20 protein-coding genes and 1 pseudogene are annotated in these 22,811 nt (G+C 62.0%); 9 read left to right on the top strand and 12 right to left on the bottom strand.

Annotated features, from left to right (window positions below; genetic code table 11):
* Positions 1-4: 4 nt before the first annotated feature.
* Positions 5-505 carry an RrF2 family transcriptional regulator gene (locus ACZ9BX_RS12795; RefSeq protein ID WP_476218325.1) on the bottom strand — a complete coding sequence of 167 codons (501 nt, stop codon included), beginning with the start codon at positions 503-505 and terminating at the stop codon, positions 5-7.
* A gap of 129 nt (positions 506-634) precedes the next feature.
* Between ACZ9BX_RS12795 and ACZ9BX_RS12790 the strand changes: the two genes are divergently transcribed.
* The 3 genes from ACZ9BX_RS12790 to pdeM are packed head-to-tail and all read left to right on the top strand — an operon-like array spanning position 635 to position 4,576.
* A complete protein-coding gene (locus tag ACZ9BX_RS12790; protein WP_132560196.1) occupies positions 635-1,270 on the top strand; it encodes a YitT family protein in 636 nt (211 codons plus the stop codon).
* Between the two features lie 47 nt (positions 1,271-1,317).
* Positions 1,318-3,828 carry a ligase-associated DNA damage response DEXH box helicase gene (locus tag ACZ9BX_RS12785; protein ID WP_476218323.1) on the top strand — a complete coding sequence of 837 codons (2,511 nt, stop codon included), beginning with the start codon at positions 1,318-1,320 and terminating at the stop codon, positions 3,826-3,828.
* Between the two features lie 19 nt (positions 3,829-3,847).
* Entirely contained in the window at positions 3,848-4,576 is a 729-nt protein-coding gene (gene pdeM, locus ACZ9BX_RS12780) for a ligase-associated DNA damage response endonuclease PdeM (protein ID WP_476218321.1), read from the top strand.
* Positions 4,577-4,746: 170 nt separating this feature from the next.
* Here pdeM and ACZ9BX_RS12775 read toward each other — a convergent pair whose 3' ends face one another.
* The 3 genes from ACZ9BX_RS12775 to ACZ9BX_RS12765 form a co-directional block, all read right to left on the bottom strand.
* Positions 4,747-5,328: a transglycosylase SLT domain-containing protein gene (locus tag ACZ9BX_RS12775; RefSeq protein ID WP_476218319.1), complete on the bottom strand. Its 582-nt coding sequence runs from the start codon at positions 5,326-5,328 to the stop codon at positions 4,747-4,749.
* A 121-nt stretch (positions 5,329-5,449) separates the two neighbouring features.
* Positions 5,450-5,887: a universal stress protein gene (locus ACZ9BX_RS12770; RefSeq protein WP_086996817.1), complete on the bottom strand. Its 438-nt coding sequence runs from the start codon at positions 5,885-5,887 to the stop codon at positions 5,450-5,452.
* A gap of 87 nt (positions 5,888-5,974) precedes the next feature.
* Positions 5,975-6,535, bottom strand: coding sequence for a dihydrofolate reductase family protein (locus tag ACZ9BX_RS12765; protein ID WP_476218316.1), 561 nt, complete (start codon positions 6,533-6,535; stop codon positions 5,975-5,977).
* A gap of 118 nt (positions 6,536-6,653) precedes the next feature.
* Here ACZ9BX_RS12765 and ACZ9BX_RS12760 point away from each other — a divergent pair, with 118 nt between their 5' ends.
* Positions 6,654-7,160 carry a winged helix-turn-helix transcriptional regulator gene (locus tag ACZ9BX_RS12760; protein ID WP_476218315.1) on the top strand — a complete coding sequence of 169 codons (507 nt, stop codon included), beginning with the start codon at positions 6,654-6,656 and terminating at the stop codon, positions 7,158-7,160.
* Here the strand turns inward: ACZ9BX_RS12760 and ACZ9BX_RS12755 are convergent, their stop codons facing one another.
* Both ACZ9BX_RS12755 and ACZ9BX_RS12750 read right to left on the bottom strand, forming a co-directional pair.
* The gene (locus tag ACZ9BX_RS12755; RefSeq protein WP_476218313.1) at positions 7,161-7,967 is read right to left on the bottom strand and encodes a TIGR02186 family protein; all 807 of its coding nucleotides are present in this window, start codon (positions 7,965-7,967) and stop codon (positions 7,161-7,163) included. It abuts the gene before it with no gap.
* On the bottom strand, positions 7,967-8,887 hold the full coding sequence (locus ACZ9BX_RS12750; RefSeq protein WP_132560188.1) for a sulfite exporter TauE/SafE family protein: 921 nt from the start codon (positions 8,885-8,887) through the stop codon (positions 7,967-7,969). The genes ACZ9BX_RS12755 and ACZ9BX_RS12750 overlap by 1 nt, the downstream gene beginning before the upstream one ends.
* 230 nt (positions 8,888-9,117) lie before the next feature.
* Between ACZ9BX_RS12750 and ACZ9BX_RS12745 the strand changes: the two genes are divergently transcribed.
* Positions 9,118-9,327, top strand: a complete 210-nt coding sequence (locus tag ACZ9BX_RS12745; protein WP_476218311.1) for a hypothetical protein — start codon at positions 9,118-9,120, stop codon at positions 9,325-9,327.
* A 15-nt stretch (positions 9,328-9,342) separates the two neighbouring features.
* On the opposite strand, the gene ACZ9BX_RS12740 is transcribed toward ACZ9BX_RS12745, so the two are convergent.
* Positions 9,343-10,413: a D-alanine--D-alanine ligase family protein gene (locus ACZ9BX_RS12740; protein WP_476218309.1), complete on the bottom strand. Its 1,071-nt coding sequence runs from the start codon at positions 10,411-10,413 to the stop codon at positions 9,343-9,345.
* A 36-nt stretch (positions 10,414-10,449) separates the two neighbouring features.
* Positions 10,450-11,064 (bottom strand): C39 family peptidase, encoded by a 615-nt coding sequence (locus tag ACZ9BX_RS12735; RefSeq protein WP_476219991.1) that lies wholly within the window; start codon positions 11,062-11,064, stop codon positions 10,450-10,452.
* A 194-nt stretch (positions 11,065-11,258) separates the two neighbouring features.
* Between ACZ9BX_RS12735 and ACZ9BX_RS12730 the strand changes: the two genes are divergently transcribed.
* Entirely contained in the window at positions 11,259-11,822 is a 564-nt protein-coding gene (locus ACZ9BX_RS12730; protein WP_476218307.1) for a nucleotidyltransferase family protein, read from the top strand.
* A 64-nt stretch (positions 11,823-11,886) separates the two neighbouring features.
* On the opposite strand, the gene ACZ9BX_RS12725 is transcribed toward ACZ9BX_RS12730, so the two are convergent.
* Complete coding sequence (locus ACZ9BX_RS12725; RefSeq protein WP_476218305.1) at positions 11,887-15,627, bottom strand: peptidoglycan-binding protein; 3,741 nt, start codon at positions 15,625-15,627, stop codon at positions 11,887-11,889.
* A gap of 451 nt (positions 15,628-16,078) precedes the next feature.
* Between ACZ9BX_RS12725 and ACZ9BX_RS12720 the strand changes: the two genes are divergently transcribed.
* Positions 16,079-17,362, top strand: a complete 1,284-nt coding sequence (locus ACZ9BX_RS12720) for a cystathionine gamma-synthase family protein (protein ID WP_132560178.1) — start codon at positions 16,079-16,081, stop codon at positions 17,360-17,362.
* A 5-nt stretch (positions 17,363-17,367) separates the two neighbouring features.
* On the opposite strand, the gene ACZ9BX_RS12715 is transcribed toward ACZ9BX_RS12720, so the two are convergent.
* Together ACZ9BX_RS12715 and ACZ9BX_RS12710 are read right to left on the bottom strand one after the other, a co-directional pair.
* Complete coding sequence (locus tag ACZ9BX_RS12715; RefSeq protein WP_476218302.1) at positions 17,368-17,739, bottom strand: hypothetical protein; 372 nt, start codon at positions 17,737-17,739, stop codon at positions 17,368-17,370.
* Positions 17,740-17,835: 96 nt separating this feature from the next.
* Complete coding sequence (locus ACZ9BX_RS12710; protein ID WP_476218300.1) at positions 17,836-19,257, bottom strand: aminotransferase-like domain-containing protein; 1,422 nt, start codon at positions 19,255-19,257, stop codon at positions 17,836-17,838.
* A 105-nt stretch (positions 19,258-19,362) separates the two neighbouring features.
* On the opposite strand from ACZ9BX_RS12710, the gene ACZ9BX_RS12705 reads away from it, so the two are divergent.
* On the top strand, positions 19,363-20,223 hold the full coding sequence (locus ACZ9BX_RS12705) for a DMT family transporter (protein ID WP_476218298.1): 861 nt from the start codon (positions 19,363-19,365) through the stop codon (positions 20,221-20,223).
* 34 nt (positions 20,224-20,257) lie between these two features.
* Here the strand turns inward: ACZ9BX_RS12705 and ACZ9BX_RS12700 are convergent, their stop codons facing one another.
* Positions 20,258-20,734 carry a VOC family protein gene (locus tag ACZ9BX_RS12700; RefSeq protein ID WP_476218296.1) on the bottom strand — a complete coding sequence of 159 codons (477 nt, stop codon included), beginning with the start codon at positions 20,732-20,734 and terminating at the stop codon, positions 20,258-20,260.
* Positions 20,735-20,933: 199 nt separating this feature from the next.
* Between ACZ9BX_RS12700 and ACZ9BX_RS12695 the strand changes: the two are divergent.
* Positions 20,934-22,731: pseudogene (locus ACZ9BX_RS12695) on the top strand (acyl-CoA dehydrogenase C-terminal domain-containing protein).
* The last annotated feature ends 80 nt before the right edge of the window (positions 22,732-22,811 follow it).

Below are 22,811 nucleotides of genomic sequence, written 5' to 3'. Positions count from 1 at the left end.
TGGCTCAGCGAGCCGTCTTGCGTTCGTGGGTCTCAAGGAATGCGCAGCCGCGTCCGGCGATCCCGCCGTCGTCTGCGGCAGAGAGAGCCGTCAGGATGTCGGCGATGCTGGTCTTGGCGAGTTCGGCGCGGTAGGCGCGCTCGGCTTTCTGCATCGCAGCGTTGATCTGGCAGGGCTTGGTGAAATAGCGCTGCGGCAGCGGGTTTGGCCCGCGCTGGCGGACTTCGGCACAGCGGAAAGCCGGTTCTGGCCCTTCGACAGCGAGCACGATATCGAGCAGGGAAATGTCTTCGGGTTCTTTCGCGAGCTTATACCCGCCCTTCGGCCCCGGCACCGTGTCGAGAATGCCCACGCCGGACAGCGCCTGCAGGTGCTTCAGCAGATAGCTCGTCGAAACACCGTGAAACTCCGCGATCGCAGCCGCCGACAGCACGCCGCCTTCTGAAAGCCCGGAAAGCATCGCGACGCTGTGGATCGCCTGTTCGACGCCGTCACCCATTTTCATGCGGGAGTCCTCTTCAATTCGTGGATAAAAAATATCCATGATTAATCGATGAGTCAACAGCCGAACGAAATCCTGCTTGCCAAGGCCGAAAGGCAAGATAGAACAACCGAAAATACCAAGGGGAAAACAATGGCAGCAAAAGCCGCTTTCGCCGGACTTCTGAACTCGTCGCCGGACAGACACTCGCTTTTCGATGACACGCAGGGGCTTGTAGCGGGCAGCATGCTTGCCGTGCTCGGCGTCTCGCTTCTCTCCAGCGCCGGCCTTCTGGCAGGCGGCACCGCAGGCATGGCATTCCTGCTGCACTATGCGACAGGCTGGGGTTTCGGCCTCTGCTTCTTTGGTGTGAACCTGCCGTTCTATTATCTCGCCTTCCGCCGCCTCGGGCCTGCCTTCACGGTCAAGACCTTTATGGCGATCGCGCTCACTTCTGCACTGTCGGAGATCGCCCCGCGCTTCCTCGGCCTCTCGCATGTCGATCCGGTCGCCGGTGCGCTCTTCGGCGGTCTTGTCATCGGCGCCGGCATGCTGGCGCTTTTCCGCCATCGCGCAAGCCTCGGCGGCATCGGCATCCTGGCGCTTTACATCCAGGATCGCTTCGGTTGGCGTGCGGGCATCGTGCAGCTCGGTTTCGATGGCCTCATTCTGGCACTTTCCTTCTTCGTCGCCAGCCCCTTCATTATCGCCTGCTCGGTGCTCGGCGCCATGGTGCTGAACCTCACGCTCGCCATCAACCATCGCAAGGACCGCTATATCGCCATGTGAGGCGCGGCCGCTCTTCTCTTTCACGTCGGTTTCACTACCTTTGTCCCGTGGACCAGATCGATTCCGAAGCCCGCGCCGCCTTGCCCGCCCCCTTCATCCGCTGGTTCGCGGAAAAGGGCTGGCGGCCCCGCGCCCATCAGCTGGAATTGCTGGCCCGCGCCGAAGCAGGCGAAAGCACGCTGCTGATCGCGCCGACCGGCGCCGGAAAAACGCTCGCCGGTTTCCTGCCGGCGCTGACCGATCTCACGCGCCGCGGCAAACGCCTGCCGGGCTCCGCCTTTACGGGCATCCACACGCTCTACGTCTCGCCGCTGAAGGCACTCGCCGTCGATATCGAACGCAACCTCATGAAGCCGGTCGGTGAGATGGGCCTGCCGGTCACCGTCGAGAACCGCACCGGCGACACGCCGAACGCCAAGCGCCAGCGCCAGAGGCTCAATCCGCCCGATATCCTGCTGACGACGCCGGAGCAGGTGGCGCTGCTGCTCGCCAACAGGGAGGCGGAACGCTTCTTCAAAGACCTGAGATATGTCGTTTTCGACGAGCTGCATTCGCTCGTCACGTCGAAACGCGGCCATATGCTGTCCCTCGGCCTTGCCCGGCTGCGCCGCCTCGTGCCCGAGCTCAGGACCATTGGCCTCTCCGCCACTGTCGCCGAGCCCATGGACCTGCAGAAATGGCTGGTTGCGCAGGAGGAGGGCAGGGAACGGCACGCCGGCCTGGTGACCGTCGAAGGCGGCGCCAAACCGGATATCTCGATCCTTACGACGGAGGAGCATATCCCCTGGTCCGGCCATTCCGCCAGATACGCCATCCCCGATATCTACAGGCAGCTGACTGAGCACCAGACGACGCTGCTTTTCGTCAACACGCGATCGCAGGCTGAAATGCTCTTCCAGGAACTCTGGACGGTGAACGAGGAGAACCTGCCAATCGCGCTGCATCACGGCTCGCTCGATGTCGCCCAGCGCCGCAAGGTGGAGGCGGCCATGGCCGCCAACAGGCTGCGGGCTGTCGTTGCCACCTCGACGCTCGATCTCGGGATCGACTGGGGTGACGTCGACCTCGTCATCCATGTCGGCGCGCCGAAGGGCGCCTCGCGCCTTGCCCAGCGCATCGGCCGAGCCAATCACCGCATGGACGAGCCCTCCAAGGCGATCCTCGTTCCCGCCAACCGTTTCGAGGTCATGGAGTGTCAGGCAGCCCTCGACGCCAATTATATCGGAGCGCAGGACACTCCGCCCATCGGCAAGGGCGCGCTCGATGCGCTCGCCCAACACGTCCTCGGCATGGCCTGCGCCGAGCCTTTCGACATGCTGGAGCTGTACGGCGAGATTACCAGCGCCTCTCCCTATGCCGATCTCTCCTGGGAAACCTTCGAGCAGATCGTCGATTTCGTCGCGACCGGCGGCTATGCGCTGCGCACCTACGAGCGCTACGCCCGGATCCGCAAGACGAAGGACGGGCTCTGGCGCGTCTCCAATCCGCGTGTCGCCCAGCAGTACCGCTTGAATCTCGGCACGATCGTCGAAAGCCCGATGCTCAATATCCGGATGGTGAAGCGCGGCGAGACAGGCAAGATCGGCCGCGGCGGCGGCACCCTTGGAAAGGTCGAGGAATATTTCCTCGAACAGCTTTCACCGGGCGACACCTTCATCTTCTCCGGCAAGGTGCTCCGCTTCGAAGGCATCCGGGAAAACGAAGCGCTTGTCTCCCAGGCCTTCTCCTTCGATCCGAAAATCCCCTCCTATGCCGGCGGCAAGTTTCCGCTCTCGACCTATCTTGCCGATCAGGTGCGCTCCATGCTCGCCGATCCCGACCGTTGGCATCGCTTGCCGGATCAGGTGCGTGACTGGTTGTCGCTGCAAAAGGACAAGTCGATGCTCCCGAAGCGCGACGAACTGCTGATCGAGACTTTTCCGCGCGGCAGCCGCGACTATATGGTCGCTTATCCATTCGAGGGCCGCCTCGCGCATCAGACGCTCGGCATGCTGCTCACCCGCCGCCTGGAGCGGGCCGGCGCCAAGCCGCTCGGCTTCGTCGCCACAGACTATTCGCTCGGCATCTGGGGACTGGAGGACATGGGCCTGATGATCCGGAACGGCCGTCTCAGCCTTTCCGACCTCTTCGATGAGGACATGCTCGGCGACGATCTCGAAGCCTGGCTCGACGAATCCTTCCTGTTGAAGCGCACTTTCCGCAATTGCGCCGTGATTGCAGGCTTGATCGAGCGCCGCCACCCAGGCAAGGAAAAGACCGGAAGGCAGGTGACGGTGTCCGCCGATCTGATCTACGACGTGTTGCGCAGCCACGAGCCGGACCACATTCTGCTGCAGGCGACGCGCCAGGACGCCGCGAGCGGCCTTTTGGATATTTCCCGGCTTGGCGATATGCTGAGACGAATCAAGGGTCACATCACGCATCGCGCGCTGGATCACATTTCCCCGCTCGCCGTACCGGTGATGCTGGAGATCGGCAAGGAGCCCGTTCACGGCGAGGCCCACGATGCGGTGCTCGCCGAAGCGGCCGGCGATCTGATCGCTGAAGCGCTGGCTTGATAACGCAGGATAGACGAGAATGATGAACCGCCTGGCGCTTGCATGCGAATTGAACGGATTGGTCCCGATGCCCGGCGTCGAGACCGCTGTTCATGGCGTCGCGGCCGTCTGCGATCCGCTCGGCGCGCTCTATCTGCCGGATGCCGGCATCCTCGTGGTTTCCGACCTGCATCTCGAAAAGGGTGCGGCCTTCGCCCGCCGCGGCATGCTGCTGCCGCCCTACGACACGCTGGCGACGCTCACCGTCCTCTCCGCCGTCATCGCGCGCTACAATCCGAAGCTCGTCGTCTCGCTCGGCGATAATTTTCACGACCGTGTCGGCTCGGCGCATCTGCCGGAAAACTCCCGCACCCTGATCGTCGACATGGCCCGCGGCCGCGAATGGATATGGATCAACGGCAATCACGACCCTGACGGCACGGTCGATCTGCCCGGCTCTTCGGTCGATGAGATGCATTACGGCAACCTAACCTTCCGTCATGAGCCAAGGGGCGGCCTGCAGCAAGGCGAAATCGCCGGCCACCTGCACCCCGCCGCCACCGTCCGCCGCCGGGAGAAAGCCGTTCGCCGCCCCTGCTTCGCCACCGACGGCGCCCGCCTCCTCATGCCCGCCTTCGGCGTCATGGCCGGCGGACTGGACCTCGGCCACAAGGCGATGACGGGCCTGTTCGACAGGCCGTCCTTGGTCGCTCATCTGCTGGGGCGGGATCGGATTTATTCGATAAGATACGGGAATTTGCGGGGGTAGCACCGGTTCTCTCTTCTCCCCAGCAGGCAGAAGATGTCCGTCAGGACAGATGAAGGGGTGAGCGAGGAAGGAGCGAGCCTGTGAGCGGAGAGCGAAGACGAGTTTGCCGTGCCCGCCCCCTCATCCGACCCTTCAGGCCACCGTCTCCCCGCTGGGGAGACGGAAAACCCTCAATCACACCCTTGCAACTGCTGCTGATAGGTCGCCGCCATGTTCGCAAATCTTCGCGCCGTCTTCTGCAACTGCGCATTCGAGCGCCAGTCGCCGCGTCTGTAGCCTGCCGGTCCCGAATAGTAAGCGATATAAAGGCTGTAGGCGTCGTTGAGCTGGATGCCCGTCGCCTGGCTGTTGCTGTAATGGTACCAGCCGATGAAGTCGATCGCGTCGGCAAAGTTGGTGCGTCGCGCAGCCCAATTGCCGGTCGCCGACTGATAGTGGTCCCAGGTGCCGTCGAGCGCCTGCGAATAACCGTAGGCAGTCGAAGGGCGCGTCCAGGGAATGAAGCCGAAAAGTTTCGTGCGCGGCGGACGGGCATTCGGCTGGAAGCCGGATTCCACATACATCGTCGCCATCAGGATCGGAACCGGCACGCCGTATTTCTTCTGGGCCCGCTCGGCCTCGCGCTCCCAATTGCTGAAGAAACCGTTCCGCTGGTCGAAGACGGCGCAGATGTCTCTGGTCTGGCTAGGTGCCGTCGCGCAGCCGGCTGCAAGCGCCAGAAGCACCGGGGCGAGAAGACTACGGGTACGCAAAACAGAACCTCTCGTTTCGAGAGATTACTAACTCGTAAATCTTAACACTCGGTTTTTAGTCAAAGGTGAACTTGCACATCGCGTCGAAGCTTGCCCCCGCCGCCGCAGGCGCTTGATCCGATCACCGGTAGACCAGAACCGGGGTCTTCGAATGGGCGAGCACCTTCATCGTCACGCTGCCGACCATGAATGCGGTGAAGCCTTCGCGTCCGTGCGATGCCATGGCGATCAGGTCGCAGCCGCGCTGCGCGGCCGTATCGATAATCGCCTTCGCCGGTTCGTGACTGGTCACCTGGGTCGTGTCGCAATCGACGCCATGCGTCCTGGCCCGGGCGCCGGCATCCGCCAGGATCCGGTCTGCCGCTTCCTTGCTGTGACGGTCATAGTTTTCGCGCGTGGATTCGAGCTGATCGATATTCGTGGAAAAGATATGGAACGGTTCGACAACGGTCAGGACCGTTGCCTTGGCGCCGATCTCCTTCGCAAAGGCAAGAGCCTTTTCAAGCGCATCGGTGGAAAGCTGCGAACCCTCGGTCGGGATGAGAATGTGTTTGTGCATAGACTGGTTCCTCCTTCAACGCTCACATGTTGACGGAGGAATCAGCCTAACACCTTGATCTGCATCAAACTGTCGCGAATGCCGGCGTCACGCCGCCTTGACCGGCTCGTAACGCAGGATCACTCCGCCAGTCTTCAACGGCGTTGCCTCCAGCAGCTTCAGCGGCAGTTGTTCTTTCGTCGCCTTGAAATGCGGATTGCCGGCGCCGAGGATCACCGGCACCAGGCAGATGCGGATCTCGTCGACGAGACCGACCTTCAGCATCGAGTCGCAGAGTTCGGCGCTACCGAAGATGAAGATCGTCTTGCCGTCCTCCTTCTTGAGTTTTTGAAGCTCGGAAACCGGATCGCTGACAACGCGGGCATTGTTCCAGCCCGGCTCCGTCATCGTCCGCGACACCGCGATCTTCGGGATGTTATTCATGTAGTCCTTGATCCTGCCGTCCTCTTCCGCCGTCGGCCAGTAGGCGGCCATGCCCTCGTAGGTCTTCCGGCCGAAGACGAGCAGGTCGCCTTCCTCACCCAATTGTTCGGAATATTTCTGCAGTTCCGGTCCCCAGACCAGATTGTGGAAGTCGATATCCCACGGCTTCGTGCCTTCGAAGTAGCCGTCGAGCGTCATCAGATTCCAGATCACAAGCTTTCTCATGTCCATTTCCTCCATCTGCTTGTTTAGGCATATCACGATCAAAACTGGTTGCAAATAGCAATCGGTTGAAAGCTAGATAAACTGATGGCAAAATGCAAGTGGTTTTTTGGAGATGAAAATGAACGACCTTCACCGCTCCGGCTGCCCGATCAATCTGACGCTGGAAATCCTCGGCGACCGTTGGAGCCTGATCGTCATCCGCGACATCATGTTCGGCAACCGCCGTCATTTCCGCGAGCTGTTGCAGAATTCGGAGGAGGGCATAGCATCGAACATCCTTGCCGACCGCCTGCGCCGCCTCGTGGACAAGGGCTTGCTGACCAGGGCAGACGACCCCACGCACAAGCAGAAGGCAATCTATAGCCTCACCGAAATGGCGATCGATCTCGTTCCGCTCTTCGCCCATATGGGTGCCTGGGGCCGCAAGCATCTGCCGGTGTCGGAAGAGCTTTCCATTCGTGCCGAACTGCTGGAAAATGGCGGCCCGCAGCTTTGGGAAGATTTCATGGACGAATTGCGGGCAAAGCACCTCGGCAAAGAGTTGCCGCCCGGAACGCTCTCGGTGCTCGGCCGCCTGACCGAGGCCTATCTCGATGTCGTCGCGAAAAAGAAGAAGTCCGCCTGATCAATCCTTGCGGAAGACGATGCTGGCGCTCCAGCCGGTCACGATCGCCAGGAAGACGGCGAACATGCCGTAGGGGATCGGCTGCTCATGGGCTGCGTCGGTGATCATTTGTTCGATGCCAGTCTTGATGACGCGTAGCGGCACCGATTTCTGCGTTATGAACATGCCGCTCTTGAAGAGATAGGCGCGCACCGTGTGCACGCCGTTCGGGATGTTGGCCGGCAGGCGGAGGCTTGCCTTGAAAAGATTGGAACTGACGAAGCGCACGCCGGTCGGGTCGCGTTCGTAGAGCCCGCCGGTCTGCTGCAGCCGACGGAAAGCAGTGCGGAACTCGCCGAGGCTGCTGCCGTCTCCAACGAAGCCGACGGGGGTCAGCGGGATATGGTCGATGCCGATCCCCTGGTCGGCGACGTCGAGCGGCGTCACGACATCGTCGATCGAGCGCGAGCTCGACATCGAATAGGAATGCGGTACGCCCTCGAAGGTCATCGAATCGGTATTGATCCAGATGCCGAAGACGCGTTGCTTTTTGCGCACTGTCGCATCCTCGCGCGGCCCTTCCAGGACGACGACGACGTCGTACTGGCCGACGGCAAGCAGCAGGTTGTCGGTATTGGTCAGCGCCCCGAAGATCGTCAGATCCGCGCCGCGGAAATCGGAGGTGATGGCGATTTCGCTGCTGGAGGTGCCGATCTCCAGCCCCTCGCGCCCTTCTTCGGAGTTCTGCCCCGGCAGCAGCATCTGCGCGGCGGCAAGCCCCGGCAGCAGACAGAAGAAACCGAAAAGGCAAAGGCGCAACCGTCTCATCAATACGCCCCCATCACGACGGAATAGACGTCGGCGGGCGTCACGACCAGCGCGACCGCAAGGCGGATGCCGACAGCGAGAACGAGCAGCCCCAGCAGCGCCCGCAATTGTTCGCCGCGCAGTTTCTGGCCGACGCGCACGCCGTATTGCGCACCGACGACGCCGGCCACCATTAAGATGAAGGCTAACACGATATCGACGGAGAAGTTCGTCGCGGCCTGCACCACGGTGGTGTAGGCGGTCACGAAGATGATCTGGAACAGCGATGTACCGACCACGACATTGGTCGGGATACGCAGCAGGTAAATCATCGCCGGCACCATGATGAAGCCGCCGCCGACGCCCATGATGGAAGTCAGGATTCCGATCCCGAATCCGAGCGCAACGATCGGGATGACGCTGAGGAAAATCTTTGACTTCTTGAACCGCACCTTGAGCGGCAGGCGGTGGACCCAGTGATGATGCCCGGGCCGGCGCGGTGTCGGCGGCACGTTCTTGGCGGCGCGCCGCATGGCGTTGATGCTTTCAAGCAGCATCAGCCCGCCCACCGTGCCGAGGAAGATAACGTACATCAGCGAGATGATGAGATCGAGCTGGCCGACCCGCCGCAACAGCGAAAAGATCCAGATGCCGATCGTCGCGCCTGTAAGACCGCCGACAAGCAGTACGGTCCCAAGCTTCACGTCCAGCGTCCCGCGCCTGAAATGCGTAATCGCACCGGAGATCGAGGAGGCGACCACCTGGTTCGCGCCGGTCGCGACGGCGACCACGGGCGGAATGTTGTAGAAGATGAGCAGTGGCGTGATCAGAAACCCGCCGCCGACGCCGAACATGCCGGACAGGAAGCCGACGGCCGCACCCATGCCGAGGATGATGAAGATGTTCACCGACAATTCTGCTATGGGCAGATAGATTGTCACAGCCGACCCCGAATTATGAACTGCCCCGCCGGGCAGGCGTCTTGCGTACCGTTCGAATGGCGTATCATACGGTGAAATCGTTGCCAGAGGCTTTCGATAAACGACACGCGATCCGCGCATGACGCGAGCGATAAGTTCCGATTAATTTGGCTTTTTTCAGATTTTGTGACGACGGCGCGAGGAGTTTCTTCGCCGGGAAACACTTAGCTCCTGCGCTAAGTGTTTCCCCCATGATACTTCGCCTTATTGATCAGTATTCAGAACAGCTAAGCGGTATCTTTCTGGCGCTCGCGGACCCGACGCGCCGTGCCGTGCTTGGCCGCTTGGGCGAGGGCCTGGCTAGCATCAGCGACGTCTCGGAGCCGTTCGAAATGGGCTTCTACGATGGCTGGGCCTCGGTTATCGAGCAGCTTGCAAGGCTGGTCGAGAGCCATGCTTGACGGGCTACCGCATCGTCATCGACCGGCGCGTGCCAGCCCATGCGCCACGAGCCGGTCTATGATCTCGGCGTAGCTGACGCCACTTGCCGCCATTGCCTTGGAATACATGCTGATATCGGTGAAGCCGGGGATGGTGTTGATCTCGTTGACCAGGAATTGCATGTCCGGCGTCAGGAAAAAGTCGATGCGCGCCATGCTGTCGCAGCCGACGGCCCTGAAAGCCCTTGCGGCCATATCCCGCATGCCAGCCTCGACCTCCGGCGGCAGTTCGGCCGGCACCTTCAGCGCAGCGCCGTCCTCGTCGATGTATTTCGCATCGTAGCTATAGAAGCCATGACTTTCCGCCGGCACGATCTCGCCCGGCCGCGAGACGAAGAGGTTGCTCGCCGTATCCTCCAGCACGCTGAATTCGATCTCGCGCCCGCGAACGAATTCCTCCGCCAGCAGCTTGCGATCGTGCTTGAAGCCTTCGGTCAGTGCCCCCTCGAATTCCTGGCTGGCATGGATCTTCCTGACGCCGACCGACGAGCCCTGCCGCGCCGGCTTGATGAAGAGCGGGAGGCCGAGTTCGCTTTCCAGTGCGGCGAGGGAAGGTTCTGTACCCTCATGGATCGTCATCGAGCGCGCGACCGGCACCCCGGCCGCCTTTAGCAGTTGTTTGGCGATGTCTTTGTCCAGCGCAGTCGCCGATCCGAGAATGCCGCAGCCGGCGAGTGGCACGCGGGCAACCTCCGCAAGGCCCTGCACCGAGCCGTCCTCACCATGCAGGCCGTGAAGGACCGGAAAGAGGATGTCGATCGTGGGCAGTTCGTAAGCCGATCCGCCAGCAGGAATTGCGAACACACGCCCGCGTCCGCCCGGTACGAGGCAGACCTCGGTCCCTTTTTCGGGTTTCGCAAGCGTTCCATCCTCGAAGCTGCTCAACAGCCATTGTCCTTCGCGGGTAACGAACACCGGAATGGCATCGTATTTTTGAGGTCCCAGCACACGCATCACGTTCGTCGCCGAAAGCACAGAGACATCGTGCTCGGTCGAGCGCCCGCCGAATAGCACGGCAATCCGCAGTCGGTTCGATGCATCGATCATGTAAGTGTCTCCGGGATGACTTGTCGTTGAAAAGACTTAGAAGCCGACGGCGATGCCGCGGTTGGCGAAGAAGCGGTCGAAGACGGCAAGCGGCAGCGTCACATGCGCCTGGCTTTCCGGATTGTGTCCTGACGGATTGTGAAAGCGGATGGTCTCGGGCGAGGCGGCCGTTACCAGAACGAGGTGGCCACCTTTGGACGGCGGCGCGCGCTCCGGCCAGCGGATTGCATGATGCACGGAGGCGATGAAGAACTGCCGCGTCGAAAGGAGTTCGGGAATGGAGGCCGTATCGACATTCGTCTTTGTCTCCGCACCCAACCCGAAACGTTCGGTGACGAACTTGACGAAAGGCGCATAGATCAGTCCCTTGATCGAGGCTTCGGCTTCGTTGACGACATAGCCGCCATAGGCCGTGCAGCCGCGGGCAAGCTCGAGCGTCGGATGGATTTCGCCGCGCGCGGCAAGGATCATCTTCAGGCAGGCCATGCCGCAGACATTGATGGCCCAGCGGGCATATTCCTCGATCGTCTCCGCGCCGGAATGCCGCCACAGCGGATCGCGCATGAGCGCAGCAGAACCCTCCGCCACGACCGGCAGCGTCATCTCCGGCGTTTCCCATTGGCTGAAATAGGGCACGTCAGCCCGCCGAATATTCACGAATCCCCCATCGGTGATCAATCACGCCGGGAAATTCCACAAGCAAAACGACCCTTTTGCGGCGGACGCAAAAAGGCCGTTCAAAATTGCGGTATAGATAGTATGCCACAAGGAAGGTGGGCGACTATCGGAGGGTCGTTGACGTCGAGAACCAAGGCAATCCCAACCTGATCGCAAGGAGAGCAACTTTGTCGATCACCGAGCAGCAGTTCTTCGCTTACGTCAGAGAGAATCCTATTAACGTCCAGTTGCTGGAGGAGCTGTCCGCTCTGCAGCTACCGCAGTGCATGCTGACTGCCGGGTGCCTCGTCCAGACCGTCTGGAATCTCAAAAGCGGGAATGATGCGCAATTTGGCATCAAGGATTACGATGTTTTTTACTTCGACGACCGTGACCTCTCCTGGGAAGCGGAGGACATGGTCATCCGCCGTGCCAGGGAATTGCTGGGCGAACTCTCGGAAAAGGTCGAGATCAAGAACCAGGCTCGCGTTCACCTGTGGTACTCAGAGAAATTCGGGAAGCCATATCCGTTCCTGAAGAACGTCGAAGACGGTATCGACCGCTATCTTACCTTATGCACGCGGATTGGAATACGCATCGAGGACCGCGGTCTCTACGCACCGGACAAGCTCGACGACATGTGGCACGGCATTCTGCGAATGAACCCACTCAATCCTCAGCCGGATTTGTTCAGGCGGAAATGTGACGAGTATCTCGCTCGTTGGCCATGGCTCTCGATCATCACTTTGTGAGCTGACGGAAGAAAAGGCGGTGCTCTGACCACAGTCGGGATCGAATGCTTTCCTTGTTCTTCCGTCAAGCCTTGGTCGTGTTCTTGGCGTTGCGCTCCAGGAGCGCCTTTACCGTGTCGTCGTTGATTCTGCCGCTCGGCTCCTGGCCGATCGATTTCTGGAAGCTCTTGATCGCCGCCGTCGTCTTCGCGCCCATCTCGCCGTCCGGCGTCCCGGCGTCGAAGCCGCTGTGGTTGAGGATTGCCTGGATGTTGCGGATCGCCTTCTTCATGTCAACGGTCGAGGTCTTCGTGCCGTTGCCCGCCCAGCCATCCGGAATTTCGATGCCGTTCGCCTTATTGTCGAGAGGCTGCGGCTTCCAGGCGCCCGCTGCAGCACGGGCTTTTTCGAGATCGGCGGGCTTCATGGCCTTTGCCACTTCGTCGCGCTTGGCGCCTGCATCCTTGTCGCCGCCCTCAGCGGCGACGGCGAACCACTTGTAGCTTTCGCCGAGGTCCTGGGCCACACCGTTGCCGCGGGCGCAAAGGATGGCGAGATTGAACTGGCTGTCGGTGATGCCGAGATTGGCAGCCTTCGTGAACCAGTTTGCCGCGGCCGCATAATCCTGCTCGCCGAGCGCGCCGGAGGCGTAGAGCACGGCCAGATTGTGCATGGCGCTGGCATTGCCCTGATTGGCGGCCTGCTCGTAGAAGGCCTTGGCCTTGCCGATGTCGCGCGTAACACCGGTCCCCTTCTCGTACATGCTGCCGAGGCGGTACTGCGCCGGAGCAAAGCCCTCGTCGGCTGCAAACTGATACCAGTTGGCAGCCTGCGCCTGGTCGGCCGTCAGGCCGTTGCGGCCTTCCGTGTAGCGTGCGCCGATCTCGAAGAGTGCGAGTGGATCGCCGTGGCGGGCGGCATCGGCAAGCGCCTGCGGCTGAATGGTGCCCGGCACGGAGATGGAAGGTGCCGCTGGCGTGACGTTTGCGGAAGCCGGAGCATCATTGGGTGCGAACGCAGCCGCATCCTGCGCCGGTCCCCCCGGCATCAGCGTCGAAGCGCCTTCACCGTCAAGCGGTACGGTGTCGGTCAGGCGATCGGTCGGCGCAGGCTGCACGGCCTCGGTCGTGGCTTGCGCCGTCTCGGCTATGGGCTGTGCCATGGCCTCGGGTTCCGTGGATTCTGCCGGAATACCGGCTGCCGTTGCTTCCACACTCTGTTCGGGCATGGCCGAACTGTCGGCTGCAACGGGGTTCTGCGCGGCATCCGAAAGCACCGAGACTTCGGCCGGAGGCGCCTGTTCGCCGCTCGTCAGCGTGCGGGCGAGCGGGAAGGCCATGATGGCGAGCAGCACGGCGCCGGCAGCGAGCAGGAGTGGACGGCGGAAGCGGCTGAAGGCGCTGGCGCCGCCGGCAGGCTTCGGCGCCTTGGATTTCTTCTCGGCTTTGACTGGCTGCGCCCTTGGATCGGCTTCCATGGCGGCCGCCTGAGCCGCACGGCGGGCGGCGGCGATATAGTCGGCGCGCTCGTTCTCCGTTGCCGGCTTTGGATTGTTGCGGGCCGCCGCCTGGCTGGCGCGCACCCGCTCCAGGATCTTCTTCACATCCGGTGCGCCCGAGCCCGGCTCCAGCGGCTCGTTCGACGCTTCGTCGCTGGGCATAAGATCGACTGGATCGATCGACGGCGCGGGATCGATGACGGTCCGCTCGACAACCTTCGCCTTCTCCTGCCTTTTGCCCGGAATCAGCCGCTTGCCGAGGGCCGCAAGCAGGCTCCCCTTCACTGGCCCTGCGGCCGGAGCGGGTTTGGTCGCGGCTTCGATCGCAATCGCGCTCGTCTCGGCTGTGGGAACCACAGGCTCGCTGACGGAATCCGCCGCACGCATCAGCGGCGAGGCACCCTTCTGGCCGAACACGGCTTGCGTTTCGGTTTCCTCGGCGCCGGCGGGGACCAGTGCGTAAGGATCGATCTCGAAATCGGCACTGGCGGCCGGCATGCGGGCCGCTGGCCGGCTGCGGGTGTCCATGTCGTCAAGGCGTTCGGCAATCTGGACCAGCGTCTCGTGCAGCGCCTGGAAGGTCTTGTGTGTGCGATCCTCGCTGCTGCGGCTGAGCTCTTCCAGTTGTCGCAGATCTTCGGCGAGCGCATTCAGCGCCGACATGTCGGCGGCTGGGACCGTGCCGGCCTGCAAACCGCCATTGCGGGAATAGGCCTCGACGACGGCTTCGGCTGCCTGACGGGCCGCCTCGATGATGTATTCGTCGCTGGTCGCCATGTAGTCTTCGAGCGCGCCCATGCGGCGGTCGAGCTCGACCGGAATGCCGTCACCCGCGCGCGGCGTGTTCATCAGCGCCGAGAGGTTGGCGATCTGGTCTTCGAGGTTCTTGAGTGCTCGCGAATCCGTCGCAGGTGCGGCCGTGCTTTCCTCAAGGCGTGCCGCGATGTCGCTGAGCCGTCCCTCGATGCGGCGGAACGCACCATCATCGGCAGCCGCAGCGGTCAAAGGCTGGACTTCCATCTGGTCGATACGGCGAGCGAGATAATCCAGCCGCTCCGCCAGTACGTCGTTGACCGCGCCGCTCTCCAACGCGTCGATCTTGCGGGAGATGTCTGTGAGCGTGCCGTTGAGATCTGCCTGCGGAACCGCCTTCTGGGCGCGCTCGAGCATGAAGGAAAGCTGCTCGAGCCGCTCGTCGAGCCGTGCCGTCGCTTTTGTATTGGCCAGTTCCTCGACGCGCAGCGTCAGCATTTCCAGCCGGTCGGCGAGGCCTTCGGCGGGTAGGGCGCGGCTTTCCGCGCTTCGGCCCACCATGTCGATCTGTTCGGCCAGCGCATTCAGCCGGCCTTCGAGGCGATGCATCAGCGCCGGGTCGCCGCTTGCAGCACTTCGGCCGCTTGCCGCGATCGCACGGCTGATTTCGTCAAGGCGCGTATCCATCGCGGCAAACTGCTCGGCCATGGCGCGGTCATGCGGCTGGATCATGCTGCCGAACTGTTCCATCGCGGTCGCGATCGAGATCAACTTGTCTTCCAGCGCGCGCACCGCCGGACTTTCGCCCATGCCGCCGATGTGGCGCTTGATGTCGTCGAGCCGGTAGGCGAGCGAGACCAACTCTTCCTGCAGGCCTGCCGTATCCAGCGCATGCAGCTGGTTCTCGAAGCCGTCCCAGCGGCGTTCCATGTGGCGGATGGAATCTTCGCGGGCGAGCCCGTCCATCAGCGACCGCAGCTCTTCGAATTCGCTGCGCAGACCCGCAGCCTCAGGCCCCGCGGAATGGCTGGAGAGCTGGTTGATGCTCTGGGCCAACCGGCTCATGTCTTCGCGGATGTCGTCGGCGAAACGTCCGTCCTGCGCGCTCGTCTTGATCTCGCGCAGTTCCGTGCGCAGCGCATTCATCTCGCGTGCCACACCCTCCGAAATGTCGCGCTTCAGGTCCTGGCGTAGGTTGACAAGAGCCTGGGCGATCTCGGTCATCGTGTCGGGCAACGTGCCATAGACAGGTGCAGCCTGCGGTGCCGGCATGCGCGAAACCGGCGCCGGTTCATGGTAGGCTGGCCGTTCACGGCCGGCGTCGAGCGTGCGCTGGCGCTCGCGGATTTCTGCAAGCGGATCGGGCCGGGTTTCCGCCGGCGCATAAGGCTGTCTCGGTTCGTAGGGTCTGCTGTAGCTTTCGCGCTCGGGCGCGGCGGGCTGCTGCCTCGGTTCGCGGTTGCCCTTGCCCATCAGCCCTTCGATGCGCGCCTCTAACCCCTCGATCGTGCGGTTCAGCGCATCGAGCGATGCCCTGTCGGGATGCCGGGGGATATTGGATCGCGATCCGTTCATCTTCCTGCTCGCTTCGTCTGCTCGGACCCCCGTCAGGGCCAGGCAATTGGCTTGAGAGACCGTTCACCGGAGAGCAGTTGATTAGACTTTTCTCAACTTGAACGGCGTAGCGGCACTCCAAGTAAACGCGAAACTTGAAAAAGGAATGCGGATCACCACTGCTCACTCCGCACCTTTCACGAAACGTGGTAAACAAGCCGTTAATTTCCGCGATATTTTTTTAACGTTTGAATAATCCGGCACAGATTTCGGGCCGAATGCGCCGTTTCCCGATGGGTTTCATCACCAGGCTGGCCGGTCGGTCTCAGCGGCAATCGTCTGCACCATATTTCGCATTGCTCCGCGGGAGTCGCTTCCAAAGACATCCTCCTGCGCCAAATAACAGGAACGTGCCTTCGCATTTGATATAATTTGCCGTTTCAGTTCCAATCCATCGGCCGAGGAGACCGTCATGACCGCGCCGCATCCTTCGAGAACCCATATCGGCAATCACGCGCTGCATCCGGAAACGCTGATGTTGAACTACGGTTACGATCCGGAGCTTTCCGAAGGCGCGGTCAAGCCGCCGGTCTTCCTGACCTCGACCTTCGTCTTCAACACCGCAGAGGATGGGCGCGATTTCTTCGACTATGTGTCGGGCCGCCGCGAACCGCCGGAAGGCAAGGGTGCAGGCCTCGTCTACTCGCGCTTCAACCACCCGAACAGCGAGATCGTCGAAGACAGGCTCGCCGTCTATGAGCGGACGGAAAGCGGCGCGCTCTTCTCGTCAGGCATGGCGGCGATCGCAACCACGCTGCTTGCCTTCGTCCGGCCCGGCGATGCGATCCTTCATTCGCAGCCGCTTTATGGCGGCACCGAAACGCTGCTGGCGAAGACCTTCCACAATCTCGACGTTGCTACCGTCGGATTCGCCGATGGCGTCAGCGAGGCTTCGGTCAGAGCCGCCGCTGACGAGGCCGTGTCGAAAGGCCGCGTCTCGGTCATCCTCGTCGAAACGCCCGCCAACCCGACGAACAGCCTCGTCGATGTCGCCATGATCCGCCGCATCGCCGATGCGGTCGGAAAGACGCAAGGCCACACGCCGATCGTCGTCTGCGACAACACGCTGCTCGGCCCGGTCTTCCAGCGACCGATCGAACACGGCGCGGATATCTCGCTCTATTCGCTGACCAAATATGTCGGCGGCCATTCGGACCTCATCGCCGGCGCCGTCCTCGGTCCCAAGGCGATTGTCAAACAGGTGAAGGCGCTGCGCGGCTCGATCGGCACGCAACTCGATCCGCATTCCTGTTGGATGCTCGGCCGTTCGCTGGAAACGCTGCAGATCCGCATGGAGCGGGCAAACAGCAATGCGCGCGCCGTCGCGGACTTCCTCCGCGACCACCCGAAGGTCGAGAAGATCCACTATCTGCCGTACCACGATCCGGAATCGCCGGTCGGCCGCACCTTTGCCGCGCAGTGCACCGGCGCCGGCTCCACATTCTCATTCGATATCAATGGCGGCCAGCCGGCCTCGTTCAAGTTCCTGAACGCGTTGAAGATCTTCAAGCTTGCCGTCAGCCTTGGCGGCACGGAATCGCTCGCCAGCCATCCGGCTGCGATGACCCATTCCGGTGTGCCGGCAGATGTGCGCCAGCGCATCGGCGTTCTGGAATCGACCATCCGGCTGTCGATCGGCATCGAGCACCCGGATGATCTGATCGCCGATCTGGCGCTCGCTCTGGACGAAGCATAAGGGGCTCAGGCCGCCGCCGTCTCCCGTACATCGTCGAGCAGAAAATGCGCGACGATGTAATTCGTCGTGTAGTGCCTGCCGCTATCGGAGGTGTTCTCGACGCTGCCGCCGTCAGCCGGGTGCCAGGCATGGTAATGCGGATTGGTGGTGATCAGCGTGATCGCCTTGCCGGCAAATTTTCCGCTGAGCCGGTAGCGTGCTTCCGCCAATGGCCAGATGCGCTCGTAATCCTCCATCGGAATGCGGATTTTCAAAGCCTGCCTGCTGACCGCCTCGCTGCGCGATCCGTCCTCATGGATGACCGCCGGCAACGTCAATGTCACTTCCTCTGCACCGCTCAGGATGGAATTGAACTCCTCAGGCCACATTCGTCTCATGAAATCGCTCCTCCCAGGGCTCTCTTCGGTTAGCCAGCGAAATGTAGCCTGTTCGCCCGTAGAAGCAAACGCTGCTTTCGGCCAGTGGTTGCCGAGTCAGCGGCCCGCGCCGCACGCCGCATTGTTCAACGCCCTTTCCAGCGATCGGAAAATCCTCGGATCGGCCGATTGCGCCACATTGAAACGAAGGAAGCCGCGTGCTGTCTGCGACAGGCTGAAGGCATTGCCTGGGGCTAAAACGATGTTGTCGGCAAGGCAGGCTTGCGCAATATCGGCAGCGTCTATGCCGTCCGGCAACCTGCACCAGAGAAATATGCCGGCCTGCGGCCTTATCCATGGCGTGATGCCGAGCGGCGCGAGCTGCGCAGCCGTCTCGTCCATGGCCTTTGAGAGACGAACGCGCAGTGCATCGAGATGCTTGCGATAACTGCCGTCCTTGAGGAGCAGCAGGATCAGTTCGGATGAGAGCCGCCCGCCGCCGATGCTTGTCGCCATCTTGAGATCGGTGAGCGGCTCGATCCACTCCGGCCTCGCGGCGATGAAGCCGCAACGGACAGAAGCGGAAAGCGTCTTGGAGAAGCTGCCGATATGGACCACGCGCTCCAGCCCGTCGAAGGCGGCAAGACGAGGCGCGGGTTCGTGCTCAAGGTCGGCGAAGATATCGTCCTCGATGATTGTTAGCCCCGCACGCTCGGCAAGCTTCAGAAGGCGGTGTGCCACAACCGGTGAACACGTCGCGCCTGTCGGGTTATGGATTGATGAGTTGGTGATGTAGAGCCGCGGCCGGTGCTCATCGATTGCCCGCGCGAATGCCTCGATATCCGGCCCGTCGGGCGTCATCGGAACGCCGATGGCATTGGCCCGGTGAGCGCGCAGCAGTGCATGGAAATTGAAGTAGCACGGGTCGTCCACCAATACGGCATCACCGGGCTCGATCAGAAAGCGGCACAGGAGGTCGATTGCCTGCGTGCCCGATTCTGTAAGAATGATGTGGTCGGGAGCCGCTGCAATGCCGCGCTCGCCCATGCGGCGCGAGAGCAGTTGCCTGAGCGGTGGCAGTCCGAGCGGCGTTCCATAGTCTGCGAGCACGCGTCCTTCGCCGCGGGAGATGGCACGAAGCGCTTTCCGTATTGCCGCTTCTGGCATCCAGCTCGCCGGCAGCCAACCGCATCCGGGTTTCAGTAGTTCGGGGCCGTCTTCCAACGACTGCCGGTAGACCCACAATGGATCGATCGCCCGATCGAGCTTCGGCCCGATCTCGGAAAGCGTAAGCGGCGCCAGCGGACTGGAAACATAAAAGCCGGAACCCGGCCGCGAACGGATCAGGCCTTCGGCGGCCAGCCGCTCATAGGCCTCCACGACGGTCGAAGGCGAGACCTGCATCGTCTTCGCGAAGGCGCGCACCGAAGGCAGGCGTGACCCCGGCACGAGCCTGCGAGCTGTGATCCGGCTGCGGATTTCCGCCATCACCGCTTCAATGCGCTTGCCGCCCTCCGCTCCCTTGACCGTTTGTTCCATCTGTACTGCATCCGTATCCATAACAGTTTGTCAAAACTGTACAGCATTGTCGCTGGCGCCGCCATGCCCTTCGGTTCATAGCGGCAGCAGCTAAGGAGCATGACGATGGATAAGACAGGCGGCTGGATCAATGGTTTTCTGGGCGTGCTGATCTTCAGCGGATCGCTTCCGGCGACGCGCGTGGCGGTCGCAAATTTCGATCCGCTGTTCCTTACCGTCGCCCGCGCCGCGATTGCAGGCATCCTTGCCCTTTGCCTGCTGCTCGCCTTTCGCGAAAAGCGCCCCGGCCGCGCCGATCTTCTCTCGCTCGCGGTCGTGTCGGTCGGCGTGGTCATCGGCTTTCCGCTCCTCACCGCATTTGCGCTGAAGCATATCACCTCGGCTCACTCGACGGTTTTCATCGGTCTGCTGCCGCTCGCGACCGCCGTCTTCGGCGTGCTGCGTGGCGGCGAGCGCCCGCGTCCGGTGTTCTGGCTGTTCTCCTGCCTCGGCAGCGCCATCGTCGCCGGTTTTGCGCTGATGCGAGAAGACTCCGCATCCTCGGTCGGCGATCTCTTGATGCTGGCGGCAATCGTCGTCTGCGGGCTGGGCTATGCCGAAGGCGGGCGGCTGTCGCGCAAGCTGGGCGGCTGGCAGGTGATCTCCTGGGCGCTGGTTCTCTCACTGCCGGTCATGCTCGTGCTGTCTGTCGCCGTCAGGCCGCCGTCCTTCCCGGATGCCGCGAGCACGTCATGGATCGGCCTTGCTTACGTCTCGCTTTTCAGCATGCTGATCGGCTTCATATTCTGGTATCGCGGCCTTGCGCTCGGCGGTATCGCAGCCGTCGGCCAGTTGCAATTGCTACAGCCCTTCTTCAGCCTCGCACTTGCCGCTGCGCTCCTGCATGAGACGGTAAGTGCAGGCATGTTTGCGGTTACGCTGGCCGTGGTCGCCTGCGTCGCTGGCGCGAAGAAATTTGCTCGATAGCGCCGCAGGCGGAACTGCGGATCCGGCATCCCGCTTAGCCGCGGAATGCCGCTTCCAGCTTCGCAAGATCGAGCCTGACCATGTTGAGCATGACTTCGGTCATGCGCCGCGCCTTGGCGCGGTCCGGGTCGGCCATCATCTCGCTGAGCACGCGCGGTACGATCTGCCAGGAAAGCCCCCAGCGATCCTTCAGCCAGCCGCATGCCTCCCCCACGCCGCCGTTCTCCAGGAAGCCGTCCCACATCCGGTCGATCTCGGCTTGCGTCTCGCATGCGACGACGATTGAAAAGGAATGATTGAGCGGGTCGAGCGGCCCGGCCTCCAGCGCCGTGAATTCCTGGTCGCCAAGCCTGAACTCGATTACCTTGCAACTGCCCTCCGGCCCGCTCGGCGTGTCCGCGGGAACCACCGTCGTGCGCCGGATGGAAGAATTCGGCACCATCGAGACATAAAATTCGACGGCGTCCTTTGCGTCCTTTTCGAACCAGATATTCGTGCTGACCTTAGTCATTTAGATAGCCTCCCTCGTCCATTACTGAGTTTTGACAGTCGAAGGACGTTTCAAGCGCAGGTCACCCGACAGGCGTAGTGGATTCTTTCCTACAAATTTGCGCGAATGCAGAATTTGACGTTTACGCAAACGTCAATATTTTGTAAGAGACTCTCAAATGCCGGTCCCGTCCGGTTGCCGAATTGGAGGAATTCGAACGATGCCAGTCTACAAGGCCCCGGTTAACGACACGCTCTTCGTGCTGAACGACGTGCTGGCTATCGAGCGCTACAATAATCTGCCGGGCTTTGGCGACGCGACGCCGGATATGGTCGAGGCCATTCTGAGCGAGGCGGCAAAGGTGGCAGAGGAAGTGCTCTTCCCGCTGAATTATTCCGGCGATCAGGAAGGCTGCAGGCGGGCGGACGACGGCTCGGTCACGACCCCGAAGGGCTACAAGGAAGCTTACAAGACCTACTGCGAAGGCGGTTGGGTAGGCTTGGCGGTCCCCGAAGAATTCGGCGGGCAGGGGCTGCCTTATACGCTCCACTGTGCCGTTGGCGAATATACCTCCGCCGCCAACATGTCGCTGATGATGTATCCCGGACTGACCCAAGGGCGCGATCGCTGCGATCTTTGTCCATGGCTCGGATGAGCAGAAGCAGACCTATCTGCCGAAAATGGTTGCCGGCGAATGGTCGGGCACCATGAACCTCACCGAGCCGCATTGCGGCACCGATCTCGGTCTGCTACGCACCAAAGCCATGCCGCAGGTCGACGGCAGCTACAAGATTTCCGGCCAGAAGATCTTCATCTCCGCCGGCGAGCACAACATGACGGACAATATCGTCCACCTAGTGCTGGCCCGCATCGAGGGTGCGCCCGAGGGAACGAAAGGCATCTCGCTCTTCATCGTCCCGAAATTCCTCGTCAAGCACGACGGCATGCCGGGTGACCGCAATGCGGTCTCCTGCGGCGCGATCGAGCACAAGATGGGCATCCACGGCAACGCCACCTGCGTCATGAACTACGACGAGGCGACCGGCTTCCTGATCGGCGCGGAAAACCGCGGCCTGAACGCCATGTTCGTGATGATGAACGAGGCCCGCCTCGGCGTTGGCCTGCAGGGCCTCTCGATCTCGGAAATTGCCTATCAGAACGCCGTAAATTACGCCCGCGAGCGCATCCAGGGCCGTTCGCTTTCCGGCCCGAAGGCGCTGGATAGACAAGCCGATCCGATCATCGTCCATCCCGATATCCGCCGCACGCTAATGACAATCCGCGCCTTCAATGAGGCCGGCCGCGCCTTCCTGCTCTGGACTGCGCTGAAGTCGGACATCGCCCACCGCTCCGCGAACGATGCCGAACGCCAGACGGCGGACGATATTCTCGGCCTCGTCACCCCGATCCTGAAGGGCGTGATGACAGACAAGGGCTTCGATCATGCCGTCATGGCCCAGCAGGTCTTCGGCGGCCACGGCTACATCGAAGAGCACGGCATGAGCCAGTACGTGCGCGACGCCCGCATCGCCATGATCTACGAAGGCGCCAACGGCATCCAGGCGCTCGACCTCGTCGGCCGCAAGCTTGGCTTGAACGGCGGCCGCGCCGTCGTGGCGCTCTTCAAGGAGATCGGCGATTTCTGCGAGGAGAACCGCAACGACGAGAAGATGACCTTCTTTACCAAGAACCTGAAGAAGGGCTTGAACGACGTGCAGGCGGCGACCATGTGGTTCATGCAGCATGCGATGGCAAAGCCCGACAATGCCGGCGCCGGCTCGACGGACTACATGCATCTCTTTGGCCTCGTCGTTCTCGGCTACATGTGGGCGAAAATGGCAAAAGCCGCCGAGGACGGCCTTGCCTTGGGCGATACCTCGCGCGAAAGCTATCTGCGGAGCAAGCTCGTGACCGCCCGCTTCTTCATGGAGCGCATCATGCCGGAAACCGCGCTGCGCAAGGCCCGCATCGAAACCGGCGCCGAGACGATGATGACTTTGCCCGCCGAGGCATTTTGATCCTGCTCCCTCCCCTTGTGGGGAGGGTTGGGCGGGGGTCTTTCTCTCCCCGCCGTGACCAGATTTGAGGCAAGTCGTTT

The organism is Rhizobium sp. USDA 3886 (genome assembly GCF_056279785.1).
This window is presented reverse-complemented; position numbering and strand designations above follow the sequence as displayed.

Bases quoted from the DNA above. Each gene is read 5' to 3' on its own strand.
- ACZ9BX_RS12795 (WP_476218325.1), bottom strand. From the start codon at position 505: ATGAAAATGGGTGACGGCGTCGAACAGGCGATCCACAGCGTCGCGATG.
- ACZ9BX_RS12790 (WP_132560196.1), top strand. From the start codon at position 635: ATGGCAGCAAAAGCCGCTTTCGCCGGACTTCTGAACTCGTCGCCGGAC.
- pdeM (WP_476218321.1), top strand. From the start codon at position 3,848: ATGATGAACCGCCTGGCGCTTGCATGCGAATTGAACGGATTGGTCCCG.
- ACZ9BX_RS12770 (WP_086996817.1), bottom strand. From the start codon at position 5,887: ATGCACAAACACATTCTCATCCCGACCGAGGGTTCGCAGCTTTCCACC.
- ACZ9BX_RS12765 (WP_476218316.1), bottom strand. From the start codon at position 6,535: ATGAGAAAGCTTGTGATCTGGAATCTGATGACGCTCGACGGCTACTTC.
- ACZ9BX_RS12760 (WP_476218315.1), top strand. From the start codon at position 6,654: ATGAACGACCTTCACCGCTCCGGCTGCCCGATCAATCTGACGCTGGAA.
- ACZ9BX_RS12755 (WP_476218313.1), bottom strand. From the start codon at position 7,967: ATGAGACGGTTGCGCCTTTGCCTTTTCGGTTTCTTCTGTCTGCTGCCG.
- ACZ9BX_RS12745 (WP_476218311.1), top strand. From the start codon at position 9,118: ATGATACTTCGCCTTATTGATCAGTATTCAGAACAGCTAAGCGGTATC.
- ACZ9BX_RS12740 (WP_476218309.1), bottom strand. From the start codon at position 10,413: ATGATCGATGCATCGAACCGACTGCGGATTGCCGTGCTATTCGGCGGG.
- ACZ9BX_RS12725 (WP_476218305.1), bottom strand. From the start codon at position 15,627: ATGAACGGATCGCGATCCAATATCCCCCGGCATCCCGACAGGGCATCG.
- ACZ9BX_RS12720 (WP_132560178.1), top strand. From the start codon at position 16,079: ATGACCGCGCCGCATCCTTCGAGAACCCATATCGGCAATCACGCGCTG.
- ACZ9BX_RS12715 (WP_476218302.1), bottom strand. From the start codon at position 17,739: ATGAGACGAATGTGGCCTGAGGAGTTCAATTCCATCCTGAGCGGTGCA.
- ACZ9BX_RS12710 (WP_476218300.1), bottom strand. From the start codon at position 19,257: ATGGAACAAACGGTCAAGGGAGCGGAGGGCGGCAAGCGCATTGAAGCG.
- ACZ9BX_RS12705 (WP_476218298.1), top strand. From the start codon at position 19,363: ATGGATAAGACAGGCGGCTGGATCAATGGTTTTCTGGGCGTGCTGATC.
- ACZ9BX_RS12700 (WP_476218296.1), bottom strand. From the start codon at position 20,734: ATGACTAAGGTCAGCACGAATATCTGGTTCGAAAAGGACGCAAAGGAC.